We start from the raw sequence: 18,253 nt of genomic DNA, 5'->3' as shown, positions 1-18,253 counted from the left end.
GTGACAGAGGGGGGTAATGAAGGCTCGGCAAGTTCGGTGCTATCGATTTCATCCCCACACCCCCTCACTCACCCCGGCAAACCCCGTCATCCGCATTTCCTGCACATTCTCCAGACCCAGTGGCTGGTGCGTTGCAGCAAGAACGATGCCGCCGGTCTTCTGATGGGCGGTGATGAGACCGGCGAAGAGCTGATCGGCCGAGCTGTCGAGAGCTGCCGTCGGTTCGTCGAGGATCCAGATCGGGCGGTAGGCGACCAGAAGTTTGGCAAAAGCGATTCGCCGCTGCTGGCCGGCCGAAAGGTAGCCGAAGGGCAGATGTGTGATGCTGGCGAGCCCGACGGCGTCGGCGGCCTCATCGACATCGAGGCTAAAGCCATCAGCCATGTCGCCGAAAAAGGTTTTCCAGAAGGTCAGATTTTCGGCGACCGTCAGCTCGGATTTCATCGCGTTGCGGTGACCAAGATAGTGGCTGGCCTCGCCCGCGGGGCGTCCCGGTTCGCCGCCATTTCCGGTGAATGTGACGCTGCCTTTCTCCTGTCTGAGAAGGCCCGCCACAACGCGCAGAAGCGTCGATTTTCCCGAGCCGTTGCGGCCGGTCAGGATGAGGGCGTCGCCACCATCCAAGTCAAAGGAAACGTTCGAGAAAATCAGGTCTTCGCCCCGCCTCGCCGCCAGATTTTCAGCGCTTAGATGCATTCGCTCCGGCTTTCCCCGTTTTCGTTGCTGCAGCGCGCAAAAAATTGTCCAAATTTGCGCTTTGTCACTCTGGCAACTCTTTACGAAATTATCTATAAGACCTGCAACCACGCCAGCGGTCGGCGTGAATTCCATCCTTGCGCCGAACTTAAGGTTTTCCCTTACGTGCGGACAGCGGAAATGGCCGTACCCGCATCCTGATGTGCATAAAGTGCATAGGCGTTCGCACGACTGTGTTGGCTATCAGAAACGGGGTATCTCGTGTCTAAATCTCTTGACAGTTTTAATTGTCGTTCCACGCTGACCGTGGGCGGGAAAGACTATGTGTATTTCAGCCTTCCCAAGGCTGAAGCCAATGGTCTTCCCGGCGTTTCCAAGCTGCCTTATTCCATGAAGGTGCTTCTGGAAAACCTGCTGCGTTTTGAAGACGGGCAGTCGGTCACCAAGGAACATATCCTTGCCGTCGCCGAATGGCTGACCAACAAGGGCACCGTCGAGAACGAAATCGCCTATCGCCCGGCGCGCGTGCTGATGCAGGACTTCACCGGCGTTCCGGCCGTTGTCGACCTTGCTGCCATGCGCGACGCGATGGTTTCGCTCGGTGGCGATCCGGAAAAGATCAACCCGCTCGTTCCCGTCGACCTCGTCATCGACCACTCGGTCATCGTCGACGAATTCGGCACACCGCAGGCTTTCGCCAAGAACGTCGAGCTGGAATACCAGCGCAATGGCGAGCGCTACCGCTTCCTGAAGTGGGGCCAGCAGGCATTCAAGAACTTCCGCGTCGTTCCTCCCGGCACCGGCATCTGTCACCAGGTGAACCTCGAATACCTCGGCCAGACTGTCTGGACGAAGGAAGAAGACGGCGAAACCATCGCCTATCCCGACACCTGCGTCGGCACCGATTCGCACACGACGATGATCAACGGCCTTGGCGTTCTCGGCTGGGGTGTCGGCGGCATCGAGGCTGAAGCCGCCATGCTCGGTCAGCCGGTCTCCATGCTGCTGCCTGAAGTCATCGGCTTCAAGCTCACCGGCAAGCTCAAGGAAGGCGTTACCGCGACCGATCTCGTTCTGACCGTCGTGCAGATGCTGCGTAAGAAGGGCGTCGTTTCCAAATTCGTCGAATTCTTCGGCCCCGGCCTCGACAACATGCCGCTCGCCGACCGCGCCACCATCGGCAACATGGGTCCGGAATATGGTGCGACCTGCGGCTTCTTCCCGGTCGACAAGGAAACGCTGCACTATCTCAACATGTCCGGCCGCACCAAGGACCGCATCGCGCTCGTCGAAGCCTATTCCAAGGCTCAGGGCATGTGGCGCGACAATGACGGTTCCGACCTCGTCTTCACCGACACGCTGGAACTCGACCTCGGCGACGTCGTGCCGTCGATGGCCGGTCCGAAGCGTCCCGAAGGCCGCATCGCGCTGGAAAACATCGCTTCCGGCTTCGCGACCTCGCTGGAAACCGAATACAAGAAGCCCGGCCAGCTTTCCAACCGCTATGCGGTCGAAGGCACGGATTTCGATATCGGCCATGGCGACGTCGCCATTGCCGCCATCACCTCCTGCACCAACACCTCCAACCCGTCGGTGCTGATCGCTGCCGGCCTTCTGGCCCGCAACGCCGTTGCCAAGGGCCTGAAGAGCAAGCCGTGGGTCAAGACCTCGCTGGCGCCGGGATCTCAGGTCGTCGGCGAATATCTTGCCAAGTCCGGCCTGCAGGCCGATCTCGACAAGCTCGGCTTCAACCTGGTCGGCTTCGGCTGCACCACCTGCATCGGCAATTCCGGCCCGCTGCCGGCGCCGATCTCGAAGACGATCAACGACAAGGGCCTGATCGTTGCCGGCGTCCTCTCCGGTAACCGCAACTTCGAAGGCCGCATCTCGCCCGACGTCCAGGCGAACTATCTCGCTTCGCCGCCGCTCGTCGTCGCCTACGCGCTCGCCGGCTCGGTGCAGCTCGACCTGACGAAGGAGCCGATCGGCGAAGACCAGAACGGCAAGCCGGTCTATCTGAAGGACATCTGGCCGACCTCGCACGAGGTTCAGGAGTTCATCCAAAAGTACGTCACCCGCGAGCTTTATGAAACCAAGTATGCCGACGTCTTCAAGGGCGACGCCAACTGGCAGGCCGTGCAGGTTCCTCCGGGCCAGACCTATGCGTGGGACGACAACTCGACCTATGTGCAGAACCCGCCCTACTTCGTGGGCATGGGCAAGAAGGGCGCCGGCGTTTCCGACATCAAGGGCGCGCGCGTTCTTGGCCTCTTCGGCGACAAGATCACCACCGACCATATTTCTCCGGCCGGCTCGATCAAGGCTGCCTCGCCGGCCGGCTCCTACCTTATCGACCATGGCGTCGGCATTGCCGACTTCAACCAGTACGGCACGCGCCGCGGCAACCATGAAGTCATGATGCGCGGCACGTTTGCCAACATCCGCATCCGCAACCACATGCTCGGCCCGAACGGCAAGGAAGGTGGCTACACCATCCATTATCCGTCCAAGGAAGAGACGTCGATCTACGATGCGGCCATGCAGTACAAGGCCGAGGGCGTTCCGCTCGTCATCTTCGCAGGCGTCGAATACGGCAACGGCTCCTCGCGCGACTGGGCTGCCAAGGGCACGAACCTGCTCGGCGTGCGCGCCGTCATCGCCCAGTCCTTCGAGCGCATCCACCGCTCGAATCTTGTGGGAATGGGTGTCATCCCCTTCGTCTTCGAGGAAGGCACCACCTGGGCAAGCCTCGGCCTGAAGGGCGACGAACTCGTGACGATCGAAGGCCTGGAGAACATCAAGCCGCGCGAGCGCAAGATCGCCAAGATCACCTATGGCGACGGGTCGGTGAAGGATGTTCCGATCCTCTGCCGCATCGATACGCTGGACGAGGTCATCTACGTCAACAATGGCGGCATCCTGCAGACCGTTCTGCGCGATCTCGCCGCCTGATAGGTATTAAACGCTGTTATGGGAGGCCGCCGGAAAACTCTTCCGGCGGCCTCTTGTTTTTCACGGTGATGTGTACTGCGAGACTTCTGCTCACTCCGGCCTCACCCCATCGTGACTTTGCGTCATCGCGTTAAACTATTATCTCTTGTTTCAGATTTTTCGGGCTTGATGTGGCCTGGTCGCCCCAAGAAGCGCGAGTTTTGCAGAGCCCGTGTAGGCAGACGGCGCTCGAGATTGGATGCAGAGGTAAGATAGAATGCGCCTTCGATTTTTGGCTCCACTTCTGGCAGGCATTGGGCTCGCAAGTTCGCTGCATGCGCAGGAGGCTCCGAAGATCAAGGGCGTCGTCGAACTCTTCACCTCGCAGGGTTGCGCTTCCTGTCCTCCCGCCGATGCTGCCTTCCGTAAGCTGATCCGCCAGGGCAATGTCGTGGCGCTCGCCTATCACGTCGATTATTGGAACTATCTCGGCTGGAACGACACGATGGCATCCAAGGACAATACGGCGCGCCAATATGCCTATGCCCGTACGATGGGGCGCAGCGGCGTCTATACGCCGCAAGCGATCGTCAATGGCAGAGATCACATGAACGGTGCCGATCTCGATGCCATTAACGTCAAACTTGATGATTTTCAGCGCCTTGGCGAGGGGTTGACGGTTCCGGTCAGTGCTGCCATGAAGGGTGACGAGCTCGAGATCAAGATCGGCGCTGGGCAGGGCAAGGCGAATGTCGTTGCCGTCTATTTCGACAAGGAGCAGATGGTGGCGCCGAAAGGCGGCGAAAACAACGGCCAGCAGATTGCCTATATGCACGCGGTATCCGATGTCGAAACAGTCGGCATGTGGGACGGCAAGGCCATGAGCCTCGTGCTGCCGTCCACCGTGCTGGATAAGGCTGGCCGGCGAGGCCTTGCGATTCTGCTGCAGTCGTCGACATCTTCAGGCGATCCGGCTGCCATTCTCGGGGCGACTGTTCTGACGGTAGGCTCGGACGGCTGAACGATTTTTCCAGCTTTGCCGGAGGTCTTCCATTTTGAACTGATTCCAAAAGGGGTCCCTATTTTGGCTGGCGCCAAAAAGGGGAGGTGCCCGGCGAGGACGCATTCGGGGCTGGGGTTTAATCGATGCGCCCCGGCCGGGCCGTTTGACGCGGCGGCGCCAAACGGCTGCCTATACTTCCTGTAAATTGGGCGTCGTTTTGTCTGAAATGCGGCGTTGACGAGGTGCTTTCACAGCCGGGAAAGAAATTGTGAGTCGCCAGCCGTCTTGCAATTTGATGCGGCTGAGGCAAACTGTCATTCTCCTGTCATGAGATAGCCCTTGGGGGATTGATGACTGATCAGCCGGATTTGAGACACGGTGAAAGCCGTTCCGTCGATACCAATTCATCCGTCGTCGTTGATCTCAGAGAATACAAACAGAGCAAGGACCCGCTGCCGGTGACCTTTCATCGCCGGGAGCTGGATGCAATTCTCTGGATCTATGGCCGCATGGTCGGTGAGGGCGAGTGGCGCGACTACGCCATCGACCATTTGAAGGACAAGGCGGTTTTCTCCGTCTTCAAACGCTCCGGCGAAATGCCGCTCTTCCGCATCGAAAAGAATCCGAAGCTTTCAGCCAAGCAGGGCGCCTTCTCAGTCGTCAATACCAACGGCATGATCCTGAAACGCGGTCATGACCTGAACCAAGTGCTGAAGGTTTTCGACAAGCAGCTGAAGCTGGTGGAGAAGTAATTTCTCGTCATTGGCTGTGTGCTTGTGGCGAGTGCGGCACCCCCCTCTGTCACTTCGTGACATCTCCCCCACAAGGGGGGAGATTGTTGGGAGTTTGCGGCACATCTTTCCAAACCAATAACCTGCAGTTTCTGCAACCCCCATCTTCACTTTAGGCGCACGCGTGCCACAAGTTGCCAATCTCCCACCTTGTGGGGGAGATGTCACGAAGTGACAGAGGGGGGTAGCAGAGGTTCGGCATAAAGGCAGCTCGACACTACCCCCCAAACAATGTCCCAGGATAGACCGATGGATCCGGATCGCTCTCCGCGCCCTCGCCCAACGCCTTCTGCATTAGCATGGTATCCAGCCAGCGGCCGTGCTTGTAGCCGGTACCCTTGAGCAGCCCCACTTCGGCAAAGCCTGCCGCGCGATGTACGGCGATGGAGGCGGGGTGGGCGCCGCCGATGACGGCGATCATCTGGCGGAAGCCGAGCGTCTGGCAGTTTTCCACCAGGGCATGGAGCAGCAGTCTGCCGATGCCGCGCCCGCGCGCCTCGGGCGCCAGATAGATCGAATCCTCCACCATCCAGCGATAGGCCGGCCGCGTGCGGAAAGCGGAGGCATAGGCATAGCCGAGAAACGCACCGATATCGTCTTCGGCGACCAGATAGGGATAGCCCTTGTCACGAATTGCCTCGAACCTGGCCGCCATTTCCTCCTGGTTCGGCGGCGTGATTTCATAGCTTGCCGTGCCGTTCAGAACGGAATCTCTGTAGATGGCGGTGATGTGGGGAAGGTCGTCTAAGGTTGCACTGCGGAGGCTGACGGACATTGTTTCTATTGCCTGATCTGCGAATTTGCGACGGTTGCCATAAAATCGCAGCGCTTGTGCCCAGGCAAATAAAAAAGGCGGCCGAAGCCGCCTTTTCGTGTCTCATTTCATGCTGCAATTAACGGCGGTTGCCGAGGAACTGCAGCAGGAACATGAACAGGTTGATGAAGTCGAGGTAGAGCGACAGGGCGCCCATGATCGCCTTGCGGCCGGCCACGGTCACGTCGTCGGCTTCGTAGTACATTTCCTTGATCCGCTGCGTATCGTAGGCGGTGAGGCCTGCAAAAATCAGGACGCCGATCACGGAGATGGCGAACTGCAGGGCGGACGAAGCCAGGAAGATGTTGACGAGCGTCGCAATGATCAGGCCGAAAAGGCCCATCATCAGGAACGAACCCATCGCCGACAGGTCACGCTTGGCCGTGTAGCCGTAGAGCGACAGCGCGCCGAAGGAGGCGGCGGTCACGAAGAAGGTCTGCACGACGCTCTGGCCGGTGTAGATGATGAAGATCGACGACAGCGACAGGCCTACCAGCGCGGCGTAGACCCAGAAGGTCGTCGTCGCGGCGGCCACGCTCATGCGGTTGATCCTGAAGCTCAGGAAGAAGACCATTGCGAGCGGGGCGAGAATGACCACCCACTTCAGCGGGCTCAGATAGATCGCCTGGCCGAAGGCCGTGATTTGTCCGTTTGCGAAAGCGAGCGAGAAGGAGAGATAGGCGGCAACACCCGTGATCGCCAGACCCAGCGCCATCAGGTTATAGACCTTGAGCATGTAGGCTCGAAGGCCCTCGTCTATCATCTCACCGGATTGCGCACCGCTCTGCGCCCGGTTTTGGTAATTGCGAAAGTCAGCCATGTTTTCCTCTTTCAAGCTCCGATTTGATTACGGTGTCGGGTCTTTCAAGGCCCAGGCGCCGCTGCGGAGCTCAGCATGCCTGCACAGAATATGAGGCTTTCGGGCCTCATACACAAGGGTCAAGCGATCCGGCGCATGTTAAATCGATGTAATATCGAGCCGTTTTGCCGGCTTCCGGTTCGTCTCCGTAACGAATCAGAGTTCGCGCAGAACAGGCGCTGCTTTCTGCCCAAGAATCCGCCAAGTACCGATCAAGCCGATACCGACCGTCAAAATCAGCGCAATAGCCAGCGTGGAGAAAGCGACATCGGGCAGAAAGGCAGAAGGTAGCCGCATGATGCGGCTGACGATGTACCAGGCGGATGCGGAGCCGGCGATCAGCGCGAAGATGGCGGTTGCGGCGCCCAGGATCAGATATTCGTAGCTGAAGGCACGGATCAATGTTGCCCGCGTCGCGCCGAGCGTCTTGAGGATGACGGCATCATGCGTGCGGGCGCGGTTGCCGGCCGCGAGCGCACCGGCCAGCACCAGCACCGAGGCAATGAGTGCGACAGAGGCAGCGGAACGAATGGCCGTCGCCAGCTGTCCCACGAGCGTGTTGACGACATCGAGCGCATCCTTGACGCGGACGCTTGTGATGGTCGGGTAGCTATTGGTGACCTTCCTCAGGATCGCCGCTTCCTGTTCCGAGGTGGCGGAAGTATCGGTCAGGGTCGCGAGCCAGGCGTGCGGAGCGCCCCTGAAGGTGTTGGGCGAGAAGATCATCACGAAATTGATCGACAGCGACTGCCATTGAACCTTGCGGAAGCTGGCGATCCTGGCGGTGACGTTGCGGCCAAGCACGTTGACGGTAACTTTGTCGCCGAGCTTCAGGCCGAGCGCCTTGCCTTCCTCTTCGGAAAAGGAGACCAGCGGTTCGCCGCTATAATCCTTGTCCCACCATTTGCCTTCCGTGATCGAGGCGTTTTCTGGCACTGTATCGGCATAGGTGATGCCGCGGTCACCGCGGAGCACCCATTGGCCTGCGGCCGGCACCTTCATTTTGGTGACATCCTCGCCGTTGAAGGCGACGATCCGGCCGCGCAGCATTGGCGCCTCGACAAGCTTGCCCTTGGGGTCGATGTCGAGGACGATCTTGCGGAAGCCTTCCAGTTCCGGCCCCTGAATATCGACGAAGAAGAAGTTCGGCGCCTGTTCGCTCATGCGCCCCATCAGCTCGCGGCGCATATTCCCGTCGATCAGTGTCAAGGTCACCAGCAGCGCCAGCCCAAGGCCGAGCGACAGCACGACGGACGAGGTGAGCGCGCCCGGCCGATGAATGTTGCCGATCGCCAGGCGCAGCGCGGGCGAGCGCACGCGCGGGCTGCGGCGGGCAAGCCAGGAGAGCAGGGCTGCCACCAGCCGCAGCACGACGAAAGCGCCAGCGATCGAGACGACGAAGACGACTGCGATGAAGCGGTCATAGGCGGTGACGATCGCCAGGGCTGCAAGTGCCGCCATTAGGACGCCGGCAGCCAGGAGATAGGGCCAGCCGGGCAAGCGTCGCGCTTCGAAGCCCTGCTCGCGAAACAGCGCCGTTGCCGGCACCTCGCGAGCATGGCCGAGCGGCGGAATGGCAAAGGCCAGTGTCGTTAGCAGGCCGAAGAGAGCGGCGAGCGTCAGAGCACCGGGATAGAGCCGCGGCGCGGTTGAAATCGGCAGGAATTCCGCCATGAATTGCGAAGCGATCATCGGCGCGATAGCGCCGAGGACGAGGCCAATTGCTATGCCGGCGAGTGCAATCACGGCGATCTGGATGAGATAGATCAGCACGACGACGAAGGCCGGCGCGCCGAGGCACTTGAAGGTGGCGATGGTCGTGCGCTTGGAATCGAGGAAGGCGCGCACGGCATTGGCAACGCCGACGCCGCCGACGATGAGCGCTGCGAGGCCGACGAGCGTCAGGAACTGCGAGAAGCGGGTGACGTTGTCGGCAAGCTGGGGTGCTGCGCGATCGCTGCTGCGGATCGACCAGCCGGCCTGAGGGAAGGCGGCATTGGCGCGCTCGGTGAGATTGCGGATGCCGGCCGCGGGATTGTCCATGCGGATTCGGTATGCTTGTTCGACGAGACTACCGGTCGTGATCAGGCCGGAAGCAATCAGGGCATCGCGGCTCGTGAGCAGGCGCGGCGCGAAGCCGAAGCCTTCAGATACCGCATCTGGCTCGCTTTCAACGGTGCCAGTAATGCGCAGCTTGGTGTTTCCAAGCAGCAGAGCGTCGCCGATCTTGAGGTTCAGGCGTTCGAGCAGCAGGGGAGCGACAACAGCGCCATAGGTGCCATCCTTGGCTGTAAGCAGCGTTGCGAGCGGCTGGTCCGGTTCCGCCTCGAATCTGCCGTAGAGCGGATAGGCATCGTCGACCGCCTTGACTTCGACGAGTGCCTGGTCCGAACCATCGGGCAGGCGCGACATGGAGCGCAAGCCGGTGGAACGGGAAACTTTCCCTAAGCTTTGGAGATAGGCGAATTCCTCTGGAGTTGCCTCGCGGTTGCGCAGTTCGAAGCGGGCGTCGCCCGCCAGCAGTGACTGGCCCTGCGTCGAGATTGCGTCGGTAATCGAGCGGGAAACGGAATTAACGGCGGCAATTGCGCCGGTGCCTAGCGCTATGCAGGCGAGGAAGATGTAGAAACCGCCAAGGCCGCCGCGCAATTCGCGCATGGCAAGGCGGAAGGCAAGCGGCAGGCGCAGTCCCGCCGCGCTCATGCAATCGCCGCCTGGTTGGCGCGCGTGCGCATGCTGTCGTTCTCGATCTCGCCGGAACGGACGCGGATCTGGCGCGAGCAACGGGCGGCAAGGGCGGGATCATGGGTGACGAGCAACATGGTCGTGCCGCGTTCGGCCTGCTGGGCAAAGAGCAGATCGGCGATCTGCCGGCCGGTATCGGTGTCGAGATTGCCCGTCGGTTCGTCGGCGATGAGGACGGCGGGCGAAGGCGCCAGCGCGCGGGCAATAGCGACGCGCTGCTGCTCGCCGCCGGAAAGCTGGCCGGGATAGTGATTGAGCCTCTCGCCCAAGCCGACCGCTTCCAGCTCGCGCCGGGCGATGTCGAAAGCATCCCTGACATTGGCGAGCTCCAGCGGCACCGCGACGTTTTCGAGCGCCGTCATGTTGGCGATGAGATGGAAAGACTGAAAGACGATGCCGATATTGCGTCCGCGGAAATCGGCGATGCGATCTTCGCTGAGGCTATGCAGCGGTGTGTCGCGGATCAGAAGTTCGCCGCTGTCGAGCTTTTCGAGGCCGGCCAGCACCATCAGCAGCGTGGACTTGCCGGAGCCGGAGGGGCCGACGATGCCGACGGCCTCACCCTCCATGACGGTGAGATCGATGCCCTTCAGCACGTGGACGGAGGCGGCGGCATTGCCGAGTGTCAAATCCGCCTTCTTCAGCTCGATGATGGTTTTTGCCAATGCGAACGCCCTATATATCAGAGAACATCAGAGACAATGGCGGGCGCGACTTGGCCCGAGCAGCGAATTTAGGAAATGGATCATGGGTTTTAAAGTTGCTGCACTTCACTTCGCTGTCATCACTTTCGGTCTTTTGTTTGGCGTAGTTCATGCCGCCGATGCACGCACCATTCAGCTGGTCGGCTTCGGCGATAGCCTGATGGCGGGCTATCAGCTGCCGCCGGGCGACGGCTTTCCCGCCAAGCTTGAGGCGGCGCTGAAGGCCAAGGGTTTGGATGTGGTGGTTGCCGATGCCGGTGTTTCGGGAGATACGACCTCCGGCGGCCTTTCGCGTATCGACTGGTCGGTGCCGGACGGCACGGATGGCGTGATCCTAGAACTCGGCGCCAACGATGCGCTGCGCGGCATTCCGCCGGAGCAGACGGAAAAGAACCTCGAGACCATGATCGAACGGTTGAAGGACAGAAAGATCCCAATGCTTCTCGTCGGCATGCTGGCGCCGCCGAACATGGGACCGGACTATGCCGATAAATTCAACCCGATCTATAAGCGGCTGGCCGACAAATATCAGCTTCCGCTCTATTCGTTCTTCCTCGATGGCGTCGCCACGCATGCGGATTTGCAGCTTTCGGACGGGATGCATCCGAACTCCAAGGGGGTCGATGTGATGGTCGAGCATATGTTGCCGGCTGTTATCAGTTTTGTAGGGACGATTGACGCAGGTGCGAAATAGATGCTTGCACCGACTGCAAATGCGTGATTCCCTACCTATACCTGCAAGAGATTCGGGGAGTGCTCGTCATGCCGAGACTTTTTACCGCCCTCGAAATTCCGCGCAATGCGGCCATGAGCCTGTCATTGTTGCGCGGTGGTCTCCCGGGAGCCAGGTGGATCGACGTTGAAAATTATCACATCACCTTGCGCTTCATCGGCGATGTCGATGGCCGCACTGCGGATGAGATCGTCGACCGTCTGGACCGGATAGATCGGCCTGAATTCCAGCTTCGGCTGGAGGGCATCGGTTCCTTCGGCTCCAAGAAACCGCATTCGGTTTGGGCCGGGGTCTCGCAGACGCCTGATATGTTCGCGCTGCAAGGCGAGATCGAGCGCATCTGCCAGCGGATTGGCCTGCAGCCGGACCCCCGCAAATTCACGCCGCATGTGACGCTTGCCAGGCTGAAATCCTCGCGCGTCGACGACGTCGTGCACTATCTCTCCGGTCGCGGCAATTTCTACACCGCGCCGTTTACGGTCGGGCGCTTCGTGCTTCTGTCCTCGCGCGAATCGGTTGGTGGCGGCCCCTATCTCACCGAAGAGATATTCCCGCTTCACGAGCCCCGCAGCACTTTCCCGGCTTTGGGTAACAGCGCGCTGCAGCCAGCCAAAAGCATGGTATAGACGGCTTCGAAATCCTCGCGGTCGCCGTAATAGGGATCGGGGATGTCCTTGTTGCTTCCGAGCGCCAGGGCATTGAAGAGATGCAGCTTGCCGAGCGCATCGGCAGGCGTTGATTTGCGCAAGTTCTTCAAATTGTCTTGATCCATTGCCAGGATCAGATCGAACTTGCCGAAATCGGCTGACGCTATGCGCCGCGCGCGCTGGTCTGTGATATCGATTCCGTGGCCAGCTGCAACCGCGATCGAGCGGCGATCGGGGCGCTCTCCCTGATGCCAGCCGCCGGTGCCGGCCGAATCGATGTCGAATTCACCGCCACGGCCGGCCTTGCTTGCCAGATGCCTGAATATGCCTTCGGCGAGGGGCGACCGGCAGATATTGCCGGCGCAGACGAAAAGTATCCTGTGACGATCCATGTTATCGTTTCACCGCCAGAGCTTTCCGCTTTTCTTCCAAATGCGAAAACGCTCTATCCTTTTGCTTTTACGCAATTCCGGACGGAAAAACCGCTACGCAGTTTTCCTGGAATTGCTTTAGAGAGGAGTGACTTGCCATGAAATACGACAAGCTGGACCGCGCGGCAATCGATGAAAATCTTGCGGAGCTTGGAGGTTGGGCGCTTGCGGATGACGGCCTTTCGATTTCGAAGACCTTCAAGTTCCGCAACTTCGTCGAGGCCTTCGGCTTCATGACGGAAGCCGCCCTTGCCGCGGAAAAATTCAACCACCATCCGGAATGGTTCAACGTCTATTCCCGCGTCGAGGTGAAGCTGACGACACACGATGCCGGCGGCCTGACCGATCATGACGTCAAGCTGGCGAAGGCGATGGAGAAGGCGGCCGCGCGCCGGATCGATTGAATCACGGCAGGCGATCACCATATGTTTACACGGCCCGGCCGACGGGCCTCGATTGAGGTGAATGGAATGGATGACATCAAGTACGGGGAAATCCTGATGCCTGGTGACGAAGAGACCCAAAAAGAGCAGGAGAAATCGGTGCGCAGAAAATTCTGGCCGACCTTGCGGAAGGCGGCTCGCCATATTCCCTTTTCCCGCGACGTCGTGGCCGCCTTCTATTGCGCACTCGACCCGCAGACACCGACGCGTGTTCGCGGCATATTGCTGGCGGCGCTCGGCTATTTTGTCATGCCGGTCGATATTATCCCCGATTTCTTTGCCGTCATCGGCTTTTCCGATGATGTCGCGGTGCTGACGCTCGCCTTCAGCATGATCAGGGGCCATATCCGCCAGGAACATTACGACGCCGCCGATCGCGCGCTAGAGAACGAGCCCGAGTCTATGAAGACCGCCTGATGCTTGTTTTGCGGAGCCGATCTGAATCCTCTCGGGTTTCCAGAGATTTATGAGACCTCCCTGATTTTAGCGAGGTCAAATTCTTGCCCGAATCTTTCTGTCTTAAATCGAAGCTGCAGGGTGGTACTTCATCATCCGGGTTTTCCAATTCCTTCTGATGCGTTTCAAGCTTTGCGCGATAACTGGATTGAAATGGCACGGAGCCGGTGGCGGCAGCGCTCCGTTGACGGTTTGGTAACCTGAATAAAGTCAAAATAAGGCAGCTCACGAGCACAGGCGTGCGTCAAACGAATCGCCATGAGCTCTGGACCGCAAGAAATCGGCAGGAAACCATGTTTGTAAAAAGCTTCGCAATCGCCCTCTCGCTCGTTCTGGCTGGAACCGGCATAGCGTCCGCGCAGACCAAGAAGCAGACGCAGGCAGCGGCGCCAGCAGCGCCGGCGGCTCCGACGCGCATTCAGCAGTTCGACGCCTGGGGTGCCTATTCCTACCAGTCCGCCGGCGGTAAGGTATGTTACGTTCTTTCCGTGCCGACGGCCAAGGCGCCGCCGACGGGTATCGACCATGGCGACAATTTCTTCATCGTGTCGCAGCGTCCGGGCCAGAATATCTCTTATGAACCGCAGGCGATGATGGGCTATCCGCTCAAGGAGAACTCCAAGGTCAACGTCACCATCGACAACAAGACCTTCGTGATGTTCACCAAGGACAAGGCTGCCTGGGTCGAAAACGCCGCGCAGGAGCCGGCTCTGGTCGCGGCGCTGAAGTCAGGCCATTCGCTGAAGGTTTCGGCGACCTCGAAGAAGGGTACTGCCACTTCCTACACCTATTCATTGAAGGGTGTGACGGCTGCGCTGAAGCAGATCGAAAACTGCAAATAAGATCGAGGGCCGACGGATCACGCAAATGTGATCTTCCTGCTGCCGCGACCGCAATGAGCAAGGCCGGTCAAGTCGACCGGCCTTTGTTTTTGAAGACCAATCCTTGCTTTTGAGGGAAAGGGATGACGCGGGCGGAAATTAATGCTAAAGGCCGCGCCAACGATAGGTGTGCGGTAGATAGCTTGCCCCGCCACCGCATGAATCTTCAGATTTCCGTGCCTTGCCCGCATCCGCAGCTTTCGTCAGCTTTTGCGGCATCGCCGATGTGAACCGTTGGAACGATCCTATGTCCGCCACCGATATCATAACCCCCTCCAGGCTCAAGCCGATACCGGTATCGCAGCCCGTCGAGCTTTCGCCGAAGCCGTCGCTGATCGGCATGACACGCGAAGAGATGGGCGCGGCGCTCAAGGAAAAGGGCGTTGCCGACAAGCAGATCAAGATGCGTGTCAGCCAGCTTTGGAACTGGATCTATGTGCGCGGCGTCTCCGATTTCGATGCCATGGCCAATGTGTCGAAGGACATGCGCGAAATGCTGAAGGCGCATTTCACCATCGCGCGTCCCGAGATCGTCGAGGAGCAGGTTTCCAATGACGGCACCCGGAAATGGCTGCTGCGCTTCCCGCCGCGCGGCGCTGGCCGGCCGGTCGAGGTGGAAACCGTCTATATTCCGGAAGAGGGCCGCGGCACGCTCTGCATTTCCAGCCAGGTCGGCTGTTCGCTCACCTGTTCCTTCTGTCATACCGGTACGCAGCGCCTGGTGCGCAATCTGACGGCGGAAGAGATCCTCTCGCAGCTGCTCCTGGCGCGCGACCGGCTCGGCGATTTCCCGGACCGCGAAGCGCCGCAAGGGACGATCATGCCCGCCGAAGGTCGCAAGGTCAGCAATATCGTCATGATGGGCATGGGCGAGCCGCTCTACAATTTCGACAGCGTCAAGACGGCACTGCTGATCGCCTCCGACGGCGATGGCCTGTCGCTCTCCAAGCGCCGTATCACGCTCTCCACATCAGGCGTCGTGCCGGAAATCTATCGCACCGGCGAAGAGATCGGCGTCATGCTGGCGATCTCGCTGCATGCGGTGCGCGACGATCTGCGCGACATGCTGGTGCCGATCAACAAGAAGTATCCGCTGAAGGAACTGATGGACGCTTGCCGCGCCTATCCGGGCCTGTCGAATGCACGGCGCATCACCTTCGAATATGTGATGCTGAAGGGCGTCAACGACAGCCTCGAAGACGCGAAGGGTCTGATCCAGCTGCTGAAGGGCATTCCGGCCAAGATCAACCTGATCCCGTTCAATCCCTGGCCCGGCACCAACTACCAGTGTTCGGACTGGGAGCAGATTGAGAAATTTGCCGATTTCATCAATTCGGCCGGCTATGCCTCACCGATCCGCACGCCGCGGGGCCGCGATATTCTCGCCGCCTGCGGTCAGCTGAAGTCGGAATCCGAGCGTATGCGCAAGACGGAGCGATTGGCCTTCGAAGCCATGATGATCGCCAATCACGGCGAGGACTGAGATCGATGCTCCTTGGACTGCGCAAGCCGATACGCCTCTTGTGGGGCTATCTCGCCGCTTGCGCTCTCATGGGCTTCGTGCTCGCCTGCGCTGCCGTCTGGACGGTGCCGGAGACCGCGGCGCCCGAGCTTTTCGTTCTGACCATTGCGCTCACCAAGGTTGCGATGGTCGTCAGCATCCTGCCGTCTCTGGTGGTTATCCCCATTCTCGAATGGCGCGGCATGCGTCAATGGTATGGCTATGCAATTTTCGGCGCGACCCTATCGGCAGTCGCGTCCGTCCTGATTTCGGGCGGCATGGAAAGGCCGCAGACCCTCAATCTGATCACCGTTGCGGTCTGCTTCGCATTCCTGGGCATGGCCAGCGCCACCGTTTACTGGTGGATTGCCGGCCGGTTTGCGGGGCAGTGGTCCGGTTTCAACGAGCCTGAGTGAAGAAGATTTTCACCGCGAAAATCGAGAAGACGCTGGCGAAGGTGTAGTCCAGGCCGCGCATTACGCCGCGATTCCGTTGCAGCCAGGACGACAGGCCGTCCGCGGCAAGAACGACGAGCATATTCACCGGCATGCCGATGACGATGAAGAAGAAGCCGAGGAAGAGCAGCTTGTGCGTGACGGCAGGATCGCCTGATGTAACGAACTGCGGCAGAAAGGTCATGAAGAAGATGATGACCTTCGGGTTCAGCAGGTTGACCCAAAAGCCGTTGGAGATGTTTGCAAGCGGTGTTCCGCCGATGGTATCGACCTTCTTGACCGATAGGCTGGAACCGAAACGGATCGCCTGGATTGCCAGCCACAGCAGATAGGCAGCGCCTCCAGTCTTCAGCACAGTGAAGGCAACGGGCGAAGCCGTGATCAGCGCGGAGATGCCGAAGGCCACGAGGCAGGTATGGACGACAACGCCGAGCGTGGTGCCGAGCACGACGAAGAGCGCTGCCTTCTTTCCCTGGGCCAGCGCGCGGCTGATCGATAGCGTCATGTCGGGACCGGGCGTCATGGCAAGCAGGAGGCTTGCTGCGGAAAAGGCGAGAAGGGTCGGCAGGCTGGGTATGAAATCCACGGGGGGCTCCGAAAGCCGGGTAGGGTTCCGTCTGTTCTTACCCGGCTTCCGGCGGATTGCAAATCAATCCTTCTTTTCGAGGAAGGCCTTGAATTGATCGGCGTAGTCCGGATGCCAGCGCGACAGCGGCGGCCGGTTCTCGACGATATCACCGGCGGCCCAAAGCATGCGGCGCTCATCGACCGGCCGGGCGACGTCATTGTCCGGGCAGAGAATATAGAAATCGCCGCGCTTCAGGCTTTCCATCATGAAGTCGACCGTCTGCTCGGGCGTCCAGGCGCCGGCCGGCTTTTCCGTGCGTTCGCCCTTGGTGAGACCAGTGAAGACGAAGCCGGGGATGAGGAGATGGGCCGAAATCTTCGCGCCCTCCGTATTGCGCAGCTCGTGCTGCAGTGCCTCGGTGAAGACCTTCACGCCGGCCTTCGAAACATTGTAGGCGGGGTTGCCGGGAGGGGTGGTGATGCCCTGCTTCGAGCCGGTGTTGATGATGAGGCCCGGTTCCCCATGCGCGATCATGCCTGGCCCGAAGACGCGCGTGCCGTTGATGACGCCAAGCAGATTGACGCCGAGGATCGCATCCCATTCTGCCTGGGCGCTGAAAACAGAGGTTTGCGGGCCGATGCCGGCATTGTTCATCAGCACATGTACGTGGCCGAAGCGCTGCTGGACAGCGCGCTCCAGCGCTTCCAGCGCGTCTTTGCTGGCGACATCGGTCTCGACGGCCAGCACATGCTCTTCGTCTGCAATTGCCCTGAGTTCGGTAGCTGCCTCAGCCAGCCTCTCGCCGCCGAGATCGGCAATGACGACGCTCATGCCGAGCGAAGCGAAATATTTCGCGGCGGCGAAACCGATGCCGGACGCACCTCCGGTGATGACGGCAACATTGGATTTCTTGAAAATGTCTTGAATATCGGTCACGAGCGGCGCCCTCCTCAGGCATTGTTCGGTCGCCGCCGAATATGGTACTTTCGGCAATCAAGTCAAACCGCCGGAGGTCACGCCAGTGACAAAGCATGTGTCCGTAGAGATCGACGAGCAGATGGATGCGTTCATCGGCGAGCAGATCAGCCACGGCAATTACGATTCGCCGAGCGAGGTCATTGACGCCGCGCTTAAATTATTGCGCAGCCGGGCGGAAATAGAGGCGATTGCGGCGGCGATCGCCGAGGGCGAAGCCTCGGGCGAGCCGGAAGAGTTTGATTTCAATGAATTTATCGAAGGAAAGAGAAAGTTGCGCAATCAGCGATGAAGAAATTGGTCTTCTCGCCGAAAGCAACGTCCGACATCGATCAAATCTACGACTATACCGAGGAAAAATGGGGTTACGAGCAAGCGGAAGATTATGTCTTCGTTCTGCGTGATTGTTGTCATGCTTTGGTGAAGGGCATCGCACGCGGCCGCAAGATCAGCGGTATCAAACCAGACTGTCTCGCTCTCGCCTCCGGCTTACATTTTATCATCTATAAAGATGTCGCTCAAATGGTCACGATCATCCGCATCCTGCATCAGCGAATGAACATCGGCGCTCATCTCTGAGAAACGTCCCGCTCGCGCCTCCCCTTGCGCCGCACGATAAT

20 protein-coding genes are annotated in these 18,253 nt (G+C 59.7%); 12 read left to right on the top strand and 8 right to left on the bottom strand.

Annotation, left to right across the window (positions count from 1 at the left end):
• Window positions 1-48 precede the first annotated feature (48 nt).
• Window positions 49-696: a heme ABC exporter ATP-binding protein CcmA gene (gene ccmA / locus JJQ51_RS08505; RefSeq protein WP_269244680.1), complete on the bottom strand. Its 648-nt coding sequence runs from the start codon at window positions 694-696 to the stop codon at window positions 49-51.
• A gap of 261 nt (window positions 697-957) precedes the next feature.
• Here ccmA and acnA point away from each other — a divergent pair, with 261 nt between their 5' ends.
• From acnA to JJQ51_RS08490, 3 genes are all read left to right on the top strand, one after another.
• Window positions 958-3,648, top strand: a complete 2,691-nt coding sequence (gene acnA, locus JJQ51_RS08500; protein WP_269244560.1) for an aconitate hydratase AcnA — start codon at window positions 958-960, stop codon at window positions 3,646-3,648.
• Window positions 3,649-3,904: 256 nt separating this feature from the next.
• Window positions 3,905-4,648 carry a DUF1223 domain-containing protein gene (locus JJQ51_RS08495; protein WP_113330739.1) on the top strand — a complete coding sequence of 248 codons (744 nt, stop codon included), beginning with the start codon at window positions 3,905-3,907 and terminating at the stop codon, window positions 4,646-4,648.
• Window positions 4,649-4,980: 332 nt separating this feature from the next.
• Window positions 4,981-5,382: a DUF2794 domain-containing protein gene (locus JJQ51_RS08490; protein WP_113354346.1), complete on the top strand. Its 402-nt coding sequence runs from the start codon at window positions 4,981-4,983 to the stop codon at window positions 5,380-5,382.
• A gap of 256 nt (window positions 5,383-5,638) precedes the next feature.
• Here the strand turns inward: JJQ51_RS08490 and JJQ51_RS08485 are convergent, their stop codons facing one another.
• From JJQ51_RS08485 to JJQ51_RS08470, 4 genes are all read right to left on the bottom strand, one after another.
• Window positions 5,639-6,196, bottom strand: coding sequence for a GNAT family N-acetyltransferase (locus JJQ51_RS08485; protein WP_269244559.1), 558 nt, complete (start codon window positions 6,194-6,196; stop codon window positions 5,639-5,641).
• A gap of 118 nt (window positions 6,197-6,314) precedes the next feature.
• On the bottom strand, window positions 6,315-7,055 hold the full coding sequence (locus JJQ51_RS08480) for a Bax inhibitor-1/YccA family protein (RefSeq protein ID WP_269244558.1): 741 nt from the start codon (window positions 7,053-7,055) through the stop codon (window positions 6,315-6,317).
• Between the two features lie 195 nt (window positions 7,056-7,250).
• Window positions 7,251-9,797, bottom strand: coding sequence for an ABC transporter permease (locus JJQ51_RS08475; protein WP_269244557.1), 2,547 nt, complete (start codon window positions 9,795-9,797; stop codon window positions 7,251-7,253).
• A complete protein-coding gene (locus tag JJQ51_RS08470; RefSeq protein WP_113354343.1) occupies window positions 9,794-10,504 on the bottom strand; it encodes an ABC transporter ATP-binding protein in 711 nt (236 codons plus the stop codon). Before JJQ51_RS08470 ends, JJQ51_RS08475 begins: the two co-directional genes overlap by 4 nt.
• 82 nt (window positions 10,505-10,586) lie before the next feature.
• On the opposite strand from JJQ51_RS08470, the gene JJQ51_RS08465 reads away from it, so the two are divergent.
• Window positions 10,587-11,237 carry an arylesterase gene (locus JJQ51_RS08465; RefSeq protein WP_269244556.1) on the top strand — a complete coding sequence of 217 codons (651 nt, stop codon included), beginning with the start codon at window positions 10,587-10,589 and terminating at the stop codon, window positions 11,235-11,237.
• Between the two features lie 68 nt (window positions 11,238-11,305).
• Complete coding sequence (gene thpR / locus JJQ51_RS08460) at window positions 11,306-11,902, top strand: RNA 2',3'-cyclic phosphodiesterase (RefSeq protein ID WP_069613347.1); 597 nt, start codon at window positions 11,306-11,308, stop codon at window positions 11,900-11,902.
• On the opposite strand, the gene JJQ51_RS08455 is transcribed toward thpR, so the two are convergent.
• Window positions 11,833-12,315 carry a low molecular weight protein-tyrosine-phosphatase gene (locus JJQ51_RS08455; protein WP_269244555.1) on the bottom strand — a complete coding sequence of 161 codons (483 nt, stop codon included), beginning with the start codon at window positions 12,313-12,315 and terminating at the stop codon, window positions 11,833-11,835. The two genes, thpR and JJQ51_RS08455, sit on opposite strands and share 70 nt — an antisense overlap.
• A 137-nt stretch (window positions 12,316-12,452) precedes the next feature.
• Between JJQ51_RS08455 and JJQ51_RS08450 the strand changes: the two genes are divergently transcribed.
• The 5 genes from JJQ51_RS08450 to JJQ51_RS08430 all read left to right on the top strand — a co-directional run bounded on the left by JJQ51_RS08450 (window position 12,453) and on the right by JJQ51_RS08430 (window position 16,051).
• Window positions 12,453-12,758: a 4a-hydroxytetrahydrobiopterin dehydratase gene (locus JJQ51_RS08450; RefSeq protein ID WP_113330731.1), complete on the top strand. Its 306-nt coding sequence runs from the start codon at window positions 12,453-12,455 to the stop codon at window positions 12,756-12,758.
• 66 nt (window positions 12,759-12,824) lie between these two features.
• Window positions 12,825-13,214 (top strand): YkvA family protein, encoded by a 390-nt coding sequence (locus tag JJQ51_RS08445; protein WP_113330730.1) that lies wholly within the window; start codon window positions 12,825-12,827, stop codon window positions 13,212-13,214.
• 332 nt (window positions 13,215-13,546) lie between these two features.
• Window positions 13,547-14,095 carry an invasion associated locus B family protein gene (locus tag JJQ51_RS08440; RefSeq protein ID WP_069613351.1) on the top strand — a complete coding sequence of 183 codons (549 nt, stop codon included), beginning with the start codon at window positions 13,547-13,549 and terminating at the stop codon, window positions 14,093-14,095.
• A 286-nt stretch (window positions 14,096-14,381) separates the two neighbouring features.
• Window positions 14,382-15,617, top strand: a complete 1,236-nt coding sequence (rlmN, locus tag JJQ51_RS08435) for a 23S rRNA (adenine(2503)-C(2))-methyltransferase RlmN (RefSeq protein ID WP_269244554.1) — start codon at window positions 14,382-14,384, stop codon at window positions 15,615-15,617.
• Window positions 15,618-15,622: 5 nt separating this feature from the next.
• Window positions 15,623-16,051, top strand: a complete 429-nt coding sequence (locus tag JJQ51_RS08430) for a hypothetical protein (RefSeq protein WP_183809695.1) — start codon at window positions 15,623-15,625, stop codon at window positions 16,049-16,051.
• Here the strand turns inward: JJQ51_RS08430 and JJQ51_RS08425 are convergent.
• Both JJQ51_RS08425 and JJQ51_RS08420 read right to left on the bottom strand, forming a co-directional pair.
• A complete protein-coding gene (locus tag JJQ51_RS08425) occupies window positions 16,035-16,676 on the bottom strand; it encodes a LysE family translocator (protein WP_113330727.1) in 642 nt (213 codons plus the stop codon). The genes JJQ51_RS08430 and JJQ51_RS08425 overlap by 17 nt on opposite strands.
• A gap of 63 nt (window positions 16,677-16,739) precedes the next feature.
• A complete protein-coding gene (locus tag JJQ51_RS08420) occupies window positions 16,740-17,594 on the bottom strand; it encodes an SDR family NAD(P)-dependent oxidoreductase (RefSeq protein ID WP_269244553.1) in 855 nt (284 codons plus the stop codon).
• Window positions 17,595-17,679: 85 nt separating this feature from the next.
• On the opposite strand from JJQ51_RS08420, the gene JJQ51_RS08415 reads away from it, so the two are divergent.
• Entirely contained in the window at window positions 17,680-17,925 is a 246-nt protein-coding gene (locus JJQ51_RS08415) for a type II toxin-antitoxin system ParD family antitoxin (protein ID WP_083258193.1), read from the top strand.
• Complete coding sequence (locus JJQ51_RS08410) at window positions 17,922-18,212, top strand: type II toxin-antitoxin system RelE/ParE family toxin (protein WP_269244552.1); 291 nt, start codon at window positions 17,922-17,924, stop codon at window positions 18,210-18,212. Before JJQ51_RS08415 ends, JJQ51_RS08410 begins: the two co-directional genes overlap by 4 nt.
• Window positions 18,213-18,253: the final 41 nt, after the last annotated feature.

The sequence above is a fragment of the Rhizobium sp. AG207R genome, assembly GCF_027109195.1.
In the GTDB taxonomy this organism is placed as follows: domain Bacteria; phylum Pseudomonadota; class Alphaproteobacteria; order Rhizobiales; family Rhizobiaceae; genus Rhizobium; species Rhizobium dioscoreae.
This window is presented reverse-complemented; position numbering and strand designations above follow the sequence as displayed.

What these genes read in the sequence shown, in the direction of transcription:
- ccmA (WP_269244680.1), bottom strand. Translation starts at nt 696, where the DNA reads ATGCATCTAAGCGCTGAAAATCTGGCGGCGAGGCGGGGCGAAGACCTG.
- JJQ51_RS08495 (WP_113330739.1), top strand. Translation starts at nt 3,905, where the DNA reads ATGCGCCTTCGATTTTTGGCTCCACTTCTGGCAGGCATTGGGCTCGCA.
- JJQ51_RS08490 (WP_113354346.1), top strand. Translation starts at nt 4,981, where the DNA reads ATGACTGATCAGCCGGATTTGAGACACGGTGAAAGCCGTTCCGTCGAT.
- JJQ51_RS08485 (WP_269244559.1), bottom strand. Translation starts at nt 6,196, where the DNA reads ATGTCCGTCAGCCTCCGCAGTGCAACCTTAGACGACCTTCCCCACATC.
- JJQ51_RS08480 (WP_269244558.1), bottom strand. Translation starts at nt 7,055, where the DNA reads ATGGCTGACTTTCGCAATTACCAAAACCGGGCGCAGAGCGGTGCGCAA.
- JJQ51_RS08475 (WP_269244557.1), bottom strand. Translation starts at nt 9,797, where the DNA reads ATGAGCGCGGCGGGACTGCGCCTGCCGCTTGCCTTCCGCCTTGCCATG.
- JJQ51_RS08465 (WP_269244556.1), top strand. Translation starts at nt 10,587, where the DNA reads ATGGGTTTTAAAGTTGCTGCACTTCACTTCGCTGTCATCACTTTCGGT.
- thpR (WP_069613347.1), top strand. Translation starts at nt 11,306, where the DNA reads ATGCCGAGACTTTTTACCGCCCTCGAAATTCCGCGCAATGCGGCCATG.
- JJQ51_RS08455 (WP_269244555.1), bottom strand. Translation starts at nt 12,315, where the DNA reads ATGGATCGTCACAGGATACTTTTCGTCTGCGCCGGCAATATCTGCCGG.
- JJQ51_RS08450 (WP_113330731.1), top strand. Translation starts at nt 12,453, where the DNA reads ATGAAATACGACAAGCTGGACCGCGCGGCAATCGATGAAAATCTTGCG.
- JJQ51_RS08445 (WP_113330730.1), top strand. Translation starts at nt 12,825, where the DNA reads ATGGATGACATCAAGTACGGGGAAATCCTGATGCCTGGTGACGAAGAG.
- JJQ51_RS08440 (WP_069613351.1), top strand. Translation starts at nt 13,547, where the DNA reads ATGTTTGTAAAAAGCTTCGCAATCGCCCTCTCGCTCGTTCTGGCTGGA.
- rlmN (WP_269244554.1), top strand. Translation starts at nt 14,382, where the DNA reads ATGTCCGCCACCGATATCATAACCCCCTCCAGGCTCAAGCCGATACCG.
- JJQ51_RS08430 (WP_183809695.1), top strand. Translation starts at nt 15,623, where the DNA reads ATGCTCCTTGGACTGCGCAAGCCGATACGCCTCTTGTGGGGCTATCTC.
- JJQ51_RS08410 (WP_269244552.1), top strand. Translation starts at nt 17,922, where the DNA reads ATGAAGAAATTGGTCTTCTCGCCGAAAGCAACGTCCGACATCGATCAA.